Origin of the sequence: Bradyrhizobium sp. B097 (assembly GCF_038957035.1) — a bacterium.
Lineage (GTDB): Bacteria > Pseudomonadota > Alphaproteobacteria > Rhizobiales > Xanthobacteraceae > Bradyrhizobium.
Genome location: NZ_CP152412.1, coordinates 5,613,139 through 5,627,244, shown reverse-complemented (window position 1 = coordinate 5,627,244; position 14,106 = coordinate 5,613,139). Strand labels below are relative to the sequence as shown.

11 protein-coding genes are annotated in these 14,106 nt (G+C 63.5%); 4 read left to right on the top strand and 7 right to left on the bottom strand.

Annotated features, from left to right (window positions below):
* Positions 1–11: 11 nt before the first annotated feature.
* From AAFG07_RS26445 to AAFG07_RS26420, 6 genes are read right to left on the bottom strand one after another with little or no spacing between them, the layout of a single operon-like run.
* A complete protein-coding gene (locus tag AAFG07_RS26445) occupies positions 12–770 on the bottom strand; it encodes a hypothetical protein (protein ID WP_342722764.1) in 759 nt (252 codons plus the stop codon).
* Entirely contained in the window at positions 757–2,673 is a 1,917-nt protein-coding gene (locus AAFG07_RS26440) for a hypothetical protein (protein ID WP_342722762.1), read from the bottom strand. Before AAFG07_RS26440 ends, AAFG07_RS26445 begins: the two co-directional genes overlap by 14 nt.
* Positions 2,674–2,723: 50 nt before the next feature.
* Entirely contained in the window at positions 2,724–3,878 is a 1,155-nt protein-coding gene (locus AAFG07_RS26435; protein WP_342722761.1) for a glycosyltransferase family 4 protein, read from the bottom strand.
* 46 nt (positions 3,879–3,924) lie between these two features.
* On the bottom strand, positions 3,925–4,716 hold the full coding sequence (locus AAFG07_RS26430) for a glycosyltransferase family 2 protein (RefSeq protein ID WP_342722760.1): 792 nt from the start codon (positions 4,714–4,716) through the stop codon (positions 3,925–3,927).
* The gene (locus AAFG07_RS26425; protein WP_342722759.1) at positions 4,713–6,146 is read right to left on the bottom strand and encodes an NAD(P)-binding domain-containing protein; all 1,434 of its coding nucleotides are present in this window, start codon (positions 6,144–6,146) and stop codon (positions 4,713–4,715) included. Before AAFG07_RS26425 ends, AAFG07_RS26430 begins: the two co-directional genes overlap by 4 nt.
* A 51-nt stretch (positions 6,147–6,197) precedes the next feature.
* Positions 6,198–7,751 (bottom strand): hypothetical protein, encoded by a 1,554-nt coding sequence (locus AAFG07_RS26420; RefSeq protein ID WP_342722758.1) that lies wholly within the window; start codon positions 7,749–7,751, stop codon positions 6,198–6,200.
* Between the two features lie 212 nt (positions 7,752–7,963).
* On the opposite strand from AAFG07_RS26420, the gene AAFG07_RS26415 reads away from it, so the two are divergent.
* Positions 7,964–9,100 (top strand): GNAT family N-acetyltransferase, encoded by a 1,137-nt coding sequence (locus AAFG07_RS26415; protein ID WP_342722757.1) that lies wholly within the window; start codon positions 7,964–7,966, stop codon positions 9,098–9,100.
* A gap of 34 nt (positions 9,101–9,134) precedes the next feature.
* Here AAFG07_RS26415 and AAFG07_RS26410 read toward each other — a convergent pair whose 3' ends face one another.
* Positions 9,135–10,346, bottom strand: coding sequence for an NAD(P)/FAD-dependent oxidoreductase (locus AAFG07_RS26410; protein ID WP_342722756.1), 1,212 nt, complete (start codon positions 10,344–10,346; stop codon positions 9,135–9,137).
* Between the two features lie 284 nt (positions 10,347–10,630).
* On the opposite strand from AAFG07_RS26410, the gene AAFG07_RS26405 reads away from it, so the two are divergent.
* Genes AAFG07_RS26405 through galE form a run of 3 tightly spaced genes read left to right on the top strand, consistent with a single transcriptional unit; the run spans position 10,631 to position 13,844 of the window.
* Entirely contained in the window at positions 10,631–11,776 is a 1,146-nt protein-coding gene (locus AAFG07_RS26405; RefSeq protein WP_342729248.1) for a cellulase family glycosylhydrolase, read from the top strand.
* Positions 11,773–12,777: a glycosyltransferase family 2 protein gene (locus tag AAFG07_RS26400; protein ID WP_342722755.1), complete on the top strand. Its 1,005-nt coding sequence runs from the start codon at positions 11,773–11,775 to the stop codon at positions 12,775–12,777. Before AAFG07_RS26405 ends, AAFG07_RS26400 begins: the two co-directional genes overlap by 4 nt.
* Before the next feature lie 56 nt (positions 12,778–12,833).
* Positions 12,834–13,844 carry a UDP-glucose 4-epimerase GalE gene (gene galE, locus AAFG07_RS26395; RefSeq protein ID WP_342729247.1) on the top strand — a complete coding sequence of 337 codons (1,011 nt, stop codon included), beginning with the start codon at positions 12,834–12,836 and terminating at the stop codon, positions 13,842–13,844.
* The last annotated feature ends 262 nt before the right edge of the window (positions 13,845–14,106 follow it).

Genomic DNA, 14,106 nt, shown 5'->3' with positions numbered 1-14,106 from the left:
GAGCCTCCGCCTCAGCTAGCCGGCACCAGCGCCGAGACTTTGCGATAGAGCTTGTTGTCGGCCGGCCGGTAGAGCCGGGCCTCGGCCTTCTGCTGGACAGCGAGGATGGGCACAGGAACCTTCCGCACCCACGTGTCGCCCGGGGCAATCGTCAGCGAGCGGAAGACCGCGAACGGCTTCCCGTCGAGGGTGACTTCGAGGTCGTATTGGTGCGCCTCGGCTTCTGCGCTGCGCACGCCGACGACGAGTTGGCCCGGATCGCCTTGGGCCGGCGGCAGCATCCAGAACTCGGTATATTTGAACTGCTGCTCGACTGTCTGATCGTGGATCGCCAGGGCGTAGGCTCCCGTCGCCACGAGTATCGCCAATGCGATCGCAGCTGCTTGCCAGGGCGGTATTCGCAGTGAACCCAGCCTGGCGCTCGGGGTTGAGACGTCAATGTCGCTGGGAGCCAGCCGCATCGCGGCTGCTGTCACCGCCAGGTACCAGAACGCCCAGCCAAGCGGCGTGAGCGAGCCCAGCACGTTGAGCACAAAGCCTCCGACGACGGTGACGGCGAGGCTCGCGCCAACCGAATAGGCGAGGTGTTCCGACAGCGACGTGGTCCTGATGCCGATCGCGCGCAGCACGGCATGGCCGGAAATGAGGAGAGCCATGGGCACGCCGAGAACGGTGCGCGGGACCATGCTGTCGCTGGCCGCAACCACGGCCACCGTCGCTCCTGCCCACAGGCAGGCGCCGAGCAGGTCCCGCTTGTCAGGGCTCGCCATGCAGTCCTCTCACGTCGTAGATGACAAGAAAACCGTTGTCGTAGGTGCGCGTGACGCCTTTGACGTCGTTGAACTTCAGCAGTTCGGCAGCCCAGAGCCGCGTTCCGGGCTGCGACTCCCAAGGCTCGAAGTAGAAGCCGAGCACCGGCGGTGCGGTCGTCAGGCGGAGATCCGCCAGCAGGAAATCAATGTCGCTCCTGGCCAGTGCGTAGAAATCATCGGATCCGAGCTTTTCACCCCTAAACGCACGAGCAGCGTAGATGCCCTCTTTGATCTTGATTCTCACGTCCTGCCGGCCGTAGCCGGCCAGCAGCAGGCGATTGACCCGGTCGGCCGTGAAGCGGTTGCCGGGCCCGAGCCATTCCTTGGTCCAGAGTGACGTCTCGATGCCCATGCGCTCGATGGATTGCGCGTCCGCCGCCACCTTGTAGGGTCCACGGATCGGCTCGAGTGCAGCCGCCGTCACCCCGCCCATCACGATGACCGCCAGCGCGGCGGATGGTGCGACGCGGCGCCATCCGCGCGGCGCGCGGCCCTGCCAGAAATGGATGATGCCAACCGCGACGACCAGTCCGACGCCGATGAACACGAACGTTCCCATCCGGTTGCCGATTTGCCACCCGTTGACGGTCAAGCGGAATGCGACCGAGACAGGAAACCCGCAGGCCAGCAAAGTGAGCAGCACAACGCGGCTGTCACGCCAGCGCCGCCCGAGAACATCGTGGATTGGACGCCAGCCTGAGTGCAATTTGATCGGCGCGGTCAGAGCCAGCGATCGAAAGAAACCCGTCGCCAATCCGAGCGCCAGCAGCAGGATCGCAACCAACGTGGTCATTCGCATGCCGAGGGGCTGGGTGGGCGCGCCGAGATGTTCCGACGGCGGAATGCCGGTGCCGAATATCCTTCCCATCAGCGTCTTGAAGCCGGTTTCGACCACAGGGCCGACGTAACCGGTGAAAGAATATCCGCTGGCCATGACCCACAGCAGAGGGAGGAGGATGGCGATCAGCGCCGTGATCCCCATGGCGATCCTCGCCTCGAGCCCGAGTGAGACGTCGCGCCGTACAGCCTCCAGGGCCGCCAGCATTCCGAGGTAGATGGCGGCAAAGGCTGCCGTCAGGTGATGTGTGACCGCAAGACTCGCCAACAGCAGCGCGATCAGGCCGAGCGCGCTCAACCTTGGTCGTCCGGCGAGATCCTTCGATGCAGCCTCCACCGAGAGGATCAATATGCACAGCACAAAGCCGAGGGTCTCGTAGGAAAAGGCCGACTCGAACACCACGAAAGTCGAGCAGCCCATGTAGGTCAGGCAAGCGATCGCCGCGATACGCGGTGAAGTGGTGATCCTCTCGTAGAACAGAAACAGGGCCGCGACGAGCGTGCCTTTCAGGATCGCCAACAGGAGGGTCGCAGCCGCAAACAACGGCAAGCCGGTTAGATTGGTGATCGCCGTCGTCACGATTTCCAGCGCGGGATACGCCGGCCCGATCGGCAGCAGCGGGTTGGACAGGAACAGCCGGCGGCCGGTCGCGAGGTCTTCCGCCGCGGCCCAGTGCAAGAACTCATCGTGGTGCGCGAAGCCCGTCGGTGAATAGACGATCTTGAAGTAGAACAGGGCTTCAGCAAGCACGAGTAGGAGAAGAAGCCGCTCGCTGCGGGCCACGTTCGGCCACGAGATGCGCAGGCTGGCCGGGACGACCAGCAGGACAACACCGGCCCAGAACAGCAGCGATGCCACCGCCTCGCCGCGCCGCCCGGCTCCGTGCCCGGCCACAATCAGGAGTAGGGCCGTTGCGGCCACGATGCAGAGCGCCGCGATCCACCCGGAGTTCGCAGGATCTGGCGTTGGATCGACCCTGTTGCCACGCAGGTCAGGGCCGATCATGGCAAGGATGGATTGCATCCAGGACCGCGCTGGCGTGATTGCGATTTCGGCGTTGGGATGAGCGCGTGTCATCCGACCCGCGCTCTCGTCGCGGGTCGCAAGCCCCGTGCACCGTCGTGCGGCAGGCTGACCGTCGCCGGGTTACCCGACACATCACGATAGACGTCACTCAGCGCTTGCGTGCAAGCGTCCCAATCCGGCAATGCCAGATCGGGCATCTCTCGCGGAGCTTCGAGTTCTTCGGCCATGGCCGCGGCGATTTCGCCCGGGCTTGCATCGCGCGGAAGCGCGCAGCACAGGCCCTTGGTCGCGAGCTCCCGCAGCCCCGACGTGTCGCTGACGAGGACGGGCCGACGCAGCGACAGCGCTTCCATCACCGCGACGGGATGTGCCTCGTAGTCGCTCAGCAACACGAACAGGCCGGCGCTCGCCAGGAGGTCGGCCATTCTCTGGCGTTCGGATCCTGGGATGCCCGCAATGGTGACCCGATCGTCAAGACCAAGCGTGCTGACGAGCCGACGCAGTGCGCCCTCGTAGGGCCCGGTTCCGACGATGCGCAGGCGCGCGTTCGGTATCCTCCGGATCAACTCCGGCAGGGCCGCAATCACCCGGTGATGGCCCTTGTAGCGCTCCAGTCTGCCGCTCGAGACGATCAAGTAGGGATCGACCTTGACGCCAGGGCTGGCGGCCGGCATCGCGGCGCCGTTTGGGACAACCACAAACCGTTCGCGAGCAATGCCCATTCGCGTGCTGAAGAAGTTGGCCTCGAATTCGGAGACGCCGATCAGCCGCGCGGCCTTCGCCACCAGCGGGCGCAGCAGCGCACGCTGAGTGCTGCGCACGGCGTTCCGCAGCCGCGAGGAATGCCCGCCGCTATGGAAGGTCAGGACGAACGGGGCTCCGGTGCGGACGGCTGCGAGCAGCCCGATCGGGCTCACAAAAGTGTTGTAACCTTGAAAGTGGATCAGATCCCATGTGCCACGGCGGATCGCGGCATAGACCTGCGGTGCGATGTAGAGATCCAATTCCCGCGGCCAAGCCGGCACGCGCCGCACGCACATGCCGTGGACGTTCTCCTCAATTGGCAACTTTCCGGAGGGATCGGTCGTGAGCACGTCGACCGAGTAGCCGCGCGCGACCAGGCGCGGACCGACCTCCTGGATGTGGGTTTCGATACCGCCGACGAAGGGGTAGCAGCGCGCGGACACCATCAGGATACGCATTCGGCTTCCCCACCGTCATCGTGGACGCGCGTCCCGCTCGTGCCGGCTATGGATAGCCATAGGCAACCAGCGAAACCGGAGAACGTACCTTCTCGCGCAGGATCGTCTTGAGGACGCGCCAGCCGTCCGGAATGGCGCGCAAATTGCTCAAGCCGCTGATGCGCGGCGCTTCGAAACTCGCGACCTCGACAATGTTCAGCTCATTCTTCAGAGCTCGCACGTTGATGAGGGTCTCGATTTCGAAGCCGTCGCAGTCGCAATTGAGTGTTGGGACGTGCTTGGTCCAGAACGCCATGTATCCGTAACACAGGTCGGAGAACGAGCCGCCGTAGAGCATTCGCACCAACATGGTGAGGCCCCAATTGCCCAGCATCCGGAACGTCGACATGTCGTCGGTTCCTGCGCCCTGGAGAAAGCGCGAGCCCTTGACCAGATCCGCGCCGGCGATCAGGGCGCCGACAAAGACGATCGCTTCCTCCGGAACCATCGAGCCGTCGGCATCGATCATGACGATGATATCGCCCGTGGCGGCCCGGAAGCCGGCCTGCAGCGCGGCGCCCTTGCCGCGGCGCGGCTCCATCACGACCTTCACGTCCTCGCGCAGGCCGCGCGCCACGGCGACCGTGTCGTCCGTCGAGCGCCCGTCCACGATAATCACCTCGTGCGCCCATGTCGGGATGCGCGGCAGAAGCCAAGGGAGGTTCTTGGCTTCATTGAGCGTCGGGACGACGAAGCTCACGCGCGGCATCATCAACGGTCGACCCAGCGCGAGATTGATCGCGTCAGCCGCCGGTACCTTACTGATGTGGGAGAGGATGTTGGGGACAGGAGCGTTCATGGTGACACCGTGCGATCAAATGGCCGGACCTGGAGCGCAGGTCGCGAGCGTACAAGTATGCTTGACAAATATTGTGCAAGAGCCCGAGCCGGGTGATAGGTCCCGTATACGAACCGACACACCGGGCCGAAGCTGTTTGCTGCGGCGGGACCGATAAAATGCAAGCCCGGTACCGAGGTCTCGTAATGCGACGAAAGCTGCGGCGCCCCCTCGACCAGGCGGATGTGGCGTAGCAGCGATGGATTCAGAAAGCCGAGCCGGCTTAGATCGATCTTGTAGCCGGTTGCGAAGATCACATGGTCGGTCTCAAGCGCCGGCCGACCGGCATTGACGAGGTTGAGCTGAACCTTGCCGTTGCGGATCTCGGTGCTCTGGATCGAGGTACCGAGCCACATGGGCACCTTTCCGACAACGCGGTCCTTCACGAACGCGCCGCCCAAGGGACCCAGCGCCTTGGGATTGGCGAGCCGGATGCGACGTTCCTCCGACAACATCTGGATGAGCTGAGGATATTTCGCGCAGGCCGTGAGGCTCCAGCCCGGGCCGATGCCGCTCAATGGCGCGACCAGCCGCTCGACGGAAGTGCGGTTGCGCGGCCGGTTGGCGAAACGCAGTTGCTGTGCGCGCGTAACCAGTGAAACCGGGATTCCCCGTTCATAGAGCAGCGCGGCCAGGTCGGTCGCGGACGATCCGGATCCGACCACGGTGATGTCCTTGCCGTCCAACGATTCAAATGAGCCGTAGGCGCCGCTGTGCGAGCACAGCTCGGCAGGCAAATGTGCGGCGTTCGGCGGCAGGTGCTTGAACGGATGCAGGCCGACTGCCACCACGACGCGCCGCGCGTTGACCGTCTCGCCATCGTCAAAACTGGCACGAAGCTCGCCGCCGACGGCTTCCAGCGCGGTGAGAGTCTTGCTCTCCACGGTCGGCACGTAGCGCATCCGGAAGGCTTCAGCATACTCGATGAACCGCTCGCGCGTCAGTGGTGTCAGAACGTCGTGATAGGGCAGGGCGCGTTCGGTGCAGAACGACTTCACCGTGAATTCCGATCCGGGATCGGAGAGACATGACGCCCAAGGATAGGATTTCAACAGCATGCCATGGGGCATGTTGTTCTTCCAGGACGCCATTGGCTCACCAAAGATCCGGTGCTCCACACCGCGCGCGCGCAAGTGCGCAGCCAGCGACAAGCCGTAGGGGCCGGCTCCTATGACGGCCACATCCACGGATGTGCTCGATCGGCCCATAAACGCACCTCCCGCACGGAATAAAAAGGTAGATGAAATGAAAAAGACATCGGGAGATTGAAACGCGGAAACTCTCTCCTTGCGACCCTCTTCCAGCAAGCCTGGCGCCAAAGATCGCTGATGGTGCTTCGCAGTGGAAGCGCGATAGATGATTAGCTCTTTGTAGTTATCGGTTTGTGCCACTGCGGAAATGGTTCTGCTGGACCGACGTCGGCCGCAATGATTTCCTGTCTCTTACGCCAAGCCAGCCGGCATCGATGACCGCGCCGGTCGCCGCTCCGCGGCCACCGCAACGCCGGGTGACAACGGCTCGTAGGAGGCCGTGACCTCCCGCAATCCTGTGGTGCGACCGAACATATCGATCACCTCTAGACCGGACCTGCGGTTGTAGGTGTGGCAGCCGAAGCCTGCTGCTCGAATGACACCGACCGGGGTCTGAGAAAATCCCGACAGCCGGAGCGCATCGATCCGGCACAGTGTTATTGCATCGCCATAGCCGCGCAAGCAGTTCTGCACCGGACGCAGAACTTGCCCGCCGTGCTCGATGAAGGCGCCTGCAGGGCGGCTGAGCGAGGCATCAATCAGGATGGGGTTGGCGGCGTGAGGCACCCAGGGGGCGGTCAAGCTCTCCGCGCGGTAGATATCGAGGACGTCCCATGACGTGGACCTCCATTGCCTGGGGCTGACGAAGAACCAGCAACGGCCGTTGCGAAACAGCGGCGTGCAGTCGTAGGCCTCGATGCGGTCGATGAGGCAGGCTTCCCGGGCCCACCGGTGGGGGAATTCGATTGCCCGATAGAGGCTGACGTTGCTCGCCTCGCCGGATTCCGGGATCATCCAGATCTGTCCATCCCGTTCGAACACGAACGGATAGGAGAGGTGATGCGGCTCCTCCAGGACGATCCGCGGCTCGCCGGCCGTGCCGTCACGGTTTGCCCTTGCGACGGCAATGCATCCCCGCTTCTTCCTGAAGGAGTACTGCTCGACAAAGATGAAATCCTGTCCCTGGTGGGTGAACGGAAACGGGTCGGCAAGGTAGCTGCCGGCGTCCCCGGCGAGCACCTGGAAGGCGGCGTTGCCCTTGTCGAGCAGGCTTGTCCCGCCGTCGAGGCGCCAGCCGACGCCCCACATCTTGCCGCCTCTTGCAATAATATTCAGGAGGCTGATGGCTTTCGATGCCATCCTGCCGCTCGCCCATATGAGGGCCGCGGGAGGCGGGCGCGGAGGTCCGGTCGTCCGCGGGCGGGCGACATCGCATGCGGCCGGCCGTCCTTCCTCGCGCAGAGCCTTGAGGATCAGCAGGACGGCGCATGAGAGGGTGCCGTCCAGGGTCGCCGCGAGCACGTTGCGGTCCGCGCTGGCCGGACGTGCCCTCCAGGGGGCCCAGGGGCTCGCTGTATCGTGCAGCTCGACGAGCAGGTCCTCGCCGTTCGCCAACGCTGCCAGGGCTCCGATTTCGCCGGGCACGCCGTTGAAGAGGGGTGTCAGCACGCGCCGTTCGGAGGTGGCCGGCTCCTCGCCGCTGAGATTGACCACGACATCGGGCGCAGTGGTCGAAGGCGCGAGGGCCCGGAGTGCTGCCGGGACGGAATCCGTAGCGCCGTCTCCGCGGACGCGGTAGACGAGCCGCTCCAGCTCGAGCAGCGTGCGGCAATTCAGCGGCAGCGGATGGTGATCCGATCCGAAGCTGCACGAGATCTCGTTGCCAGGGTTTTCGGCAAGAGCCTCTGCCAGCCATAGATGCCAGCGCAGCAGCCGCGATGGATCAAGATGCAGGCCAACACGCATTCACACCCCGAGCCCGTTCAATTGTTCGCCTGCCGCGACTGCGGGACCGCCGATGCTGGAATCCAGCGGCCCTGTGCTGTCTGACGGCACACGGCCAGGCCACGGCGATCGGCTGCAAAATTATGCCCAAACCGTGCCCGGATGTGTGATGTCAGACGGGGTAATCCTTCGGCGATGTTGCGCTCAGCCGGTCGGGAGCGTCATTTGGACGCATGAATGTGGGCTGGCAGCGGGCGAAGAATGGGCTGATTTCAGCATACACCTGCGCTCCGAGTGCCGAACTCTGTCGGACGTGGGACGATCTCGTCGCGCGTGTCGGTGGCAACGCATTCATGCATCCTGCGGCGTTACTGGCGGCCGCCGAAACCGGGTTTGCCAAGATCCACGTCCTGGTTGCCTGGGACGAGGAGGTCGAGCCGCGCTGTCCAGTGGGATTCTGGGCGCTGTGCGAGAAGCGCAATCTGCCCACGGCGCCGGCATTCCTGGAAGCACTCCCCTACAATTACGCGTTCACCTCGAATGCGGTGATCGACAACGCTCGCGCCGACGAGGTGGTGGCGGCATTGTTCGACGCGATCAGGCGTGACGTCCAACTGCCCAAGATCATCAAGTTGCGCTCCTTCGAAGCTGACCCGGTTGTCTATCCGGCGATGCTCCGGCAGCTCGAGGGCATGGGGCGATATCGGGAGCTTGTTCGCGCAGAACGCCCGTTTGCGGACCAGAGCTCAGGGGTCAAGAAATCGGGATCGACCCGCAAGAAGCTGCGCCAGGATTGGAATCGGCTCGCCGCGACTGGAAAGGTGGAGATTGTGAACAGCCGGACGCCGGCCGAAACGGAGGCCGGGTTCGAGACGTTTCTCGCACTCGAGGCCGCAAGCTGGAAGGGCAAGGAGGGAACGGCGCTGCTTTGCGACGCCGGTGATGCACGCTTTGCCCGCCAACTCATCCGAAATCTCGCGGCGCGCGATCTGGCCTCGGTCGCGCTGTTGCGCGTCGACGGTGCCGCGATCGCGGCGCAAGTCCTGATTTACAGCGGCCGCCGGGCCTATACGTGGAAGACTGCGTTCAATGCGTGCTTCGCGGGCTTTTCGCCTGGGGCTTTGCTGATCAGCAGGATCACGGAAGAGCTACTCGAATCCGCTCAGGCCGTTACAATCGACTCATGCTCGTCAGGCGATGGAATCATGTCGCAGCTGTGGACCGGCCGACGAACCATGGTTGATACACTGATCGATGTTCGGATGCGCAACCCGGTTGCCTTCGCAATGGAAGTGGCGGAGCACCAGGGGTATCAGCAATTTTGCAACGTCCGCGGCCGGATTTGGCATGCGTTCCGGCATTCCCGGTAGAGAGCGCATCCGCCTTCGAACGTCAGCCAGCGGCTCAGGTGCGATCCCGCAGGCGCTGCGTCCATCCCTCCGGCACGAACTGATTTCCGTCGGAGAGCACGCCGATCTTGCAAGCGGCGGAGATTGCAGCGCCGACGAAGAAGCGCAGCCTGCGCTGAATGCTCCAACTGATGCCTTCCTCGATGGACATCGACCGCAACTGGTAGGCCCACGACGTGGAGGTTTCGTCGTAGGCGCGCTTGACCGGATCATCGTAGAACTGATTGATCTTGTCCGCGGCCATGCCGGGGCTTGCGAGCCAATTCGGAATATGGACGTTGCACAGCCGTTCGACGTCGGTGAAGACCTTGCCGGCGCCATTGCCGGCGGCCGGGCAGGAGCTCGCGTACGCGTCTCCGACCAGGACGATACCCGCTTGGCGATGGCCTAGGCTGACATAGAGGTCTGCGGGGCGGATCTTGACCGGCCCAACGACCTCGATGTCCCCGATCAAGCGGCGCAAGTTCGGCATCAAGGCGAACAGGCCGCGCTCGGGATTGTGGCGCATCTCCCGCAGCCACGGATCGTCCATGGTCCGATAGACCATCAGGTTCGCCCGCATCGACGTTCCGATGGGGAAAAGCGTGAGGTAAGCCATCCGGTCGCGGGCGCGCTCCGGGTAGTAGGTCAGGGCCGCGAAGTCGAATGGCTTTGCCGGATGGGGCTTGATGTCGAAGGCAAGAGTAATCGAATGGCAGGGGCTCGTGACCGTGCGTTCGATGCCGAGCTGGTCCTTGAGTGCGACGCTCAATCCGTTGGCCAGGACGACCAGACGCGCCGTGATGACGCTGCCATTCGACAGCGAGATCTCCTGACGGTCATCGCCGGTGGTGATGCGAATTGCCTTCGCAACGACGTTCGACACTTCAGGCGGAACGGCGCTGCGCATGACGTTGACCAGGTCGTCGTACAGGATTCCGTACTGTCCACCCGGGCGCTTGTCGATCACGCGCCCGAAGCGGGCGATCCAGGCTTTGCCATCACGGGTCGCCCCGTCGAACGTCGCCGCCGACAGGGCAATGCCGTCGAGACCGGTCTTGTGCAGGATCGCGACTTGCCCGCGATCGAGCTTTTCGCATCGCAGATCCGGCGGATATACCGGATGAGGGTCGATGAGCGTGGCGGGGATGCCCGCACGCCCCAATATCGCTGCGGTGGTCGAGCCGGCAAGGCCTGCGCCAATCACCGCCACGTCGGTGTCTGTCATGGCGGATCATCCATACTGCTGCATCTCAGGTCGCCATGTTTGAACCGGAGCCCGTCGATTGCCGTCGCTGGACGACACTGTAGAGAAAACGCTGCGCCAGAGCACGACGCCGAAGGGAGTAATCCTTCGGGGAAGTTGCGTTCGGCCGTGCGCGATAGTCACGTGGAGGAATGATTGTTCGCTGGAAACGGGCGAAAGACGGGCTGTGCAACATCGGACTTTGCGTCCTGGTGGTTGCTTCGCTCGCTGCTCCAGCAGTCGTGAGCGCAGCCGATGGTCCGGCGGTGGACGGACCGTCGCCAACGTCCTTCATCAAGGCTCAGGGAACGCGCTTCACGGCTAACGGGAAACCGTTCTTCGTGGCCGGCGTGAACAACCACTATCTCACCTTCGGCTCGCAGCAAGAGGTCACCCGCGTTCTCGACGACGCGGTGGCGATGGGCGCCAACGTTGTGCGCACCTTTCTTCAGCCCGTGATCGGATCGCTCGACGGGAGCATGGTGACGATCTGGCAGTGGCGGGTCGAGGCCGACGCAAGCGATCTCGGCGTCAAGGGGACCTATCTACTTTACTGGGACGATCGCGAAGGCGGGATGGCCTTCAATGACGGCGCGAACGGGATGCAGAAGGTTGATTTCCTGATTGCCGAGGCCGGCAAGCGTCACCTGAAGCTGATCGTCGCCTTCCTGGACTTCTGGGCCTATACGGGCGGCGCCCAGCAGATGCGGGCCTGGTATGGAAGCCAGGACAAATCCGGGTTCTTCTTTCGCGACCGGCGCACGCGGCGCGACTATATGAGCTGGGTTCGCCACGTCGTGCAGCGCGTCAATTCGTTGAGCGGCATCGCCTACCGCGACGATCCGACCATCATGGCCTGGGAGTTGATGAACGAGGGCAATGCCAGCCCGGAGAGCTTGCGGTTGGCCTGGACCGCCGAGATGTCCGCCTACGTCAAATTCCTCGATCCCAATCATCTGGTTAGCTCGGGGCACGCCAATGTCTCCGACAAATTGTCGGACCTTTCGATCTCGACGCTCGATTTCGGGACCTGGCACGGTTACCCGCTGTTCTACAATCAGACGGTTCAGCAATTCGGCGACAACATCACCGAGTTCTGTCAGCTCGCGGCGCGCGCCAACAAGCCCGTGCTGCTCGAGGAGTTCGGCTACGCCCGCTCCAATCCGGATGCTGCCGCAGCCTACGCCGGTTGGCTCGATAGGATCGGGCACGATCCCAATTGTGCCGGCTGGGTGGTCTGGCGGCTGGTGTCGCGTCAGGACAGCGGGCGCTTTCCCGTCGACGAGCATGACCAGTTCGATATCCGCAATGACGGAAGCGCGATCTGGAACGTCTTCAAGGCGGCGACAGCGCGGGCGAAGCAATCTCGCGAGACCAGCGGCGCCTCGGATAGCGGATGGAAGACGCCATGATCGACGCATCCGTGGTGATTTGCGCGCACACACTCGACCGCTGGAGCCAGCTGCAGCGCGCGGTCGCGTCCGTCCGCGCCCAGACACGTGCTGCCCGGGAGATCATCCTGGTGGTCGACAACAACGAAGCCTTGCGCGCGCGTGCCGCGCGGGAGATTGGCGGCGTCACCGTTCTTGCGAACGCCGGTCAACCCGGCCTGTCGGGTGGACGCATGACGGGGGCGGAGCACGCCACGGCGTCGGTCATCGCTTTTCTGGATGACGATGCTGCTGCCGACCCGTGCTGGCTTGAGGACCTGCTGGAAGCCTACCGGGATCCAGCGGTGCTGGGGGCGGGGGGACCGGTGCTGCCATCGTGGCAAGCACCGCCGCCTTCCTGGTTTCCTGCCGAATTCGGCTGGGTCGTCGGCTGCACCTATGCCGGCATGGATGTGCGGGACGGGCGCATCCGCAACCCGATCGGCGCGAACATGTCGGTGCGAGCCGACGTGTTGCGGAGCGTCGGCGGCTTCACGTCGGATCTCGGACGCCGCAAGCTCGGATTTTCCGTCAGTGGTCGCGCGAGATTCGGCGGCAAGGCCGAGAGCTGCGAGGAGACCGAATTGTGCATCCGGGCCTCGCGTCTGTATCCCGGCGGTTACTTTGCATATCGGCAGCGGGCGCAGGTGCATCACGTCGTGCCGGCCAAGCGTGCCACCTGGACGTACTTCGTCCACCGCTGCCTGATCGAGGGCACCGCCAAGGCGGTATTGAGGAATATCGCGGGGTCCGGCGACGGGCTGAAGACCGAGCAGCGCTACGTTCGCGAAGTCCTGCCGCGTGCCGTGGCGAGCGAACTCATGGCGGCCATGCGCGGCAAATTCGCCGCCGCGCGGCGGGCCGGCGCGATCATGGCGGGCTTCAGCCTGACCGCGTTCGCCTACGCCACGACCCGCCTCGGCGGCATGGCCGAAGCCTTGTCACAGCAATTGTCGTCGCGCGCGCAAATCCGGAGATCCTAGCCCGGCGCCATGGCGGCGTTGCGCGGAAAGTCTGTTGGACCGAAACGGTGACTGACATGATCTTGTTGACCGGAGGCGCTGGCTATATCGGCACTCACGTCTGCATTGCGCTGCTGGATGCGGGCTTCGATGTCGTGGTGGTCGACAATCTCTGCAACAGCAACCGAGCCTCTCTCGATCGCGTCGAATCGATATGCAGTCGACCGGTCGCGTTTCGTTGCGTCGACATCCGGGATGAGGAGGCCGTCCACGAGGTACTTCGTGCCTGTGGCGTGACCGCGGTCATCCATCTTGCGGGGTTGAAGGCCGTCGGCGATTCCAACGTTCATCCCATGACCTATTACGACAACAATGTCGTGGGAACGATGCGGCTGGTGTCGGCAATGAAAAGGGCGAAGGTCAAGACGCTTGTCTTCAGTTCGTCCGCGACCGTTTACGGCATGCCCGCCTATCTGCCGCTCGACGAAGGGCATCCGCTGGCGCCGACCAATCCCTATGGTCGCACCAAGCTCTTCATCGAGGAAATGCTCAAGGATCTTTATCGCTCGGAGGACGATTGGCGCATCGGCATCCTGCGCTATTTCAATCCGGCTGGCGCGCACGAGAGTGGCCTGATCGGGGAAGATCCGATCGGCGTTCCGAACAATCTGGTGCCGCTGGTGGCGCAAGTCGCGATTGGAAAGCGAGCGAAGCTGCGGATCTGGGGCGACGACTACGACACGCCGGACGGCACCGGCATCCGCGATTTCATTCATGTCGTCGATCTGGCAGCCGGCCATCTCAGCGTCCTGCGCCACCTCGAGCAGCCCGGGGTGTTCACGGTCAATCTGGGAACGGGCAGCGGCAGCAGCGTTCTGGAGGTGGTTCGCGCATTCGAGGCCGCGAGCGGTCGGTCCATTCCGTATGAGATCGGAGAGCGCCGGACCGGCGATGTTGCGATCTGTTGTGCCGATCCGACATTCGCGAAACAGACGTTGCATTGGAAATCGGCGAAGTCGTTGGCGCAGATGTGCGCAGACCATTGGCACTGGCAGCTGAAAAACCCCGACGGATATCGCCACATCTAATTTCGTGAGCGGTCCCGACGTGTCACCGCACGCGTGACGACCTGGACGATTGCGATTCGGTCGGGACTTTAAAAGCCCTGTCGCAAGTCCCCTGAGAATTGAATCCCAATCGAAATATGGCTCGAGCGCAACGCTGTCCCCGAATGAGGCGTGGCACGGCGCAAAAGGTCTGTGTGAAGTTCAATTTGAAACCATTTTTCGCCATACTTGATCTTTAGCCAACCGACTAGCAGTCGAGGGGGCGTACCTCGAAATCTCCACT

Excerpts from the sequence above, each read along its gene's own strand:
- AAFG07_RS26410 (WP_342722756.1), bottom strand. The coding sequence starts at position 10,346 with ATGACAGACACCGACGTGGCGGTGATTGGCGCAGGCCTTGCCGGCTCG.
- AAFG07_RS26435 (WP_342722761.1), bottom strand. The coding sequence starts at position 3,878 with ATGCGTATCCTGATGGTGTCCGCGCGCTGCTACCCCTTCGTCGGCGGT.
- AAFG07_RS26415 (WP_342722757.1), top strand. The coding sequence starts at position 7,964 with ATGAATGTGGGCTGGCAGCGGGCGAAGAATGGGCTGATTTCAGCATAC.
- AAFG07_RS26440 (WP_342722762.1), bottom strand. The coding sequence starts at position 2,673 with ATGCAATCCATCCTTGCCATGATCGGCCCTGACCTGCGTGGCAACAGG.
- AAFG07_RS26430 (WP_342722760.1), bottom strand. The coding sequence starts at position 4,716 with ATGAACGCTCCTGTCCCCAACATCCTCTCCCACATCAGTAAGGTACCG.
- AAFG07_RS26445 (WP_342722764.1), bottom strand. The coding sequence starts at position 770 with ATGGCGAGCCCTGACAAGCGGGACCTGCTCGGCGCCTGCCTGTGGGCA.
- galE (WP_342729247.1), top strand. The coding sequence starts at position 12,834 with ATGATCTTGTTGACCGGAGGCGCTGGCTATATCGGCACTCACGTCTGC.
- AAFG07_RS26420 (WP_342722758.1), bottom strand. The coding sequence starts at position 7,751 with ATGCGTGTTGGCCTGCATCTTGATCCATCGCGGCTGCTGCGCTGGCAT.
- AAFG07_RS26400 (WP_342722755.1), top strand. The coding sequence starts at position 11,773 with ATGATCGACGCATCCGTGGTGATTTGCGCGCACACACTCGACCGCTGG.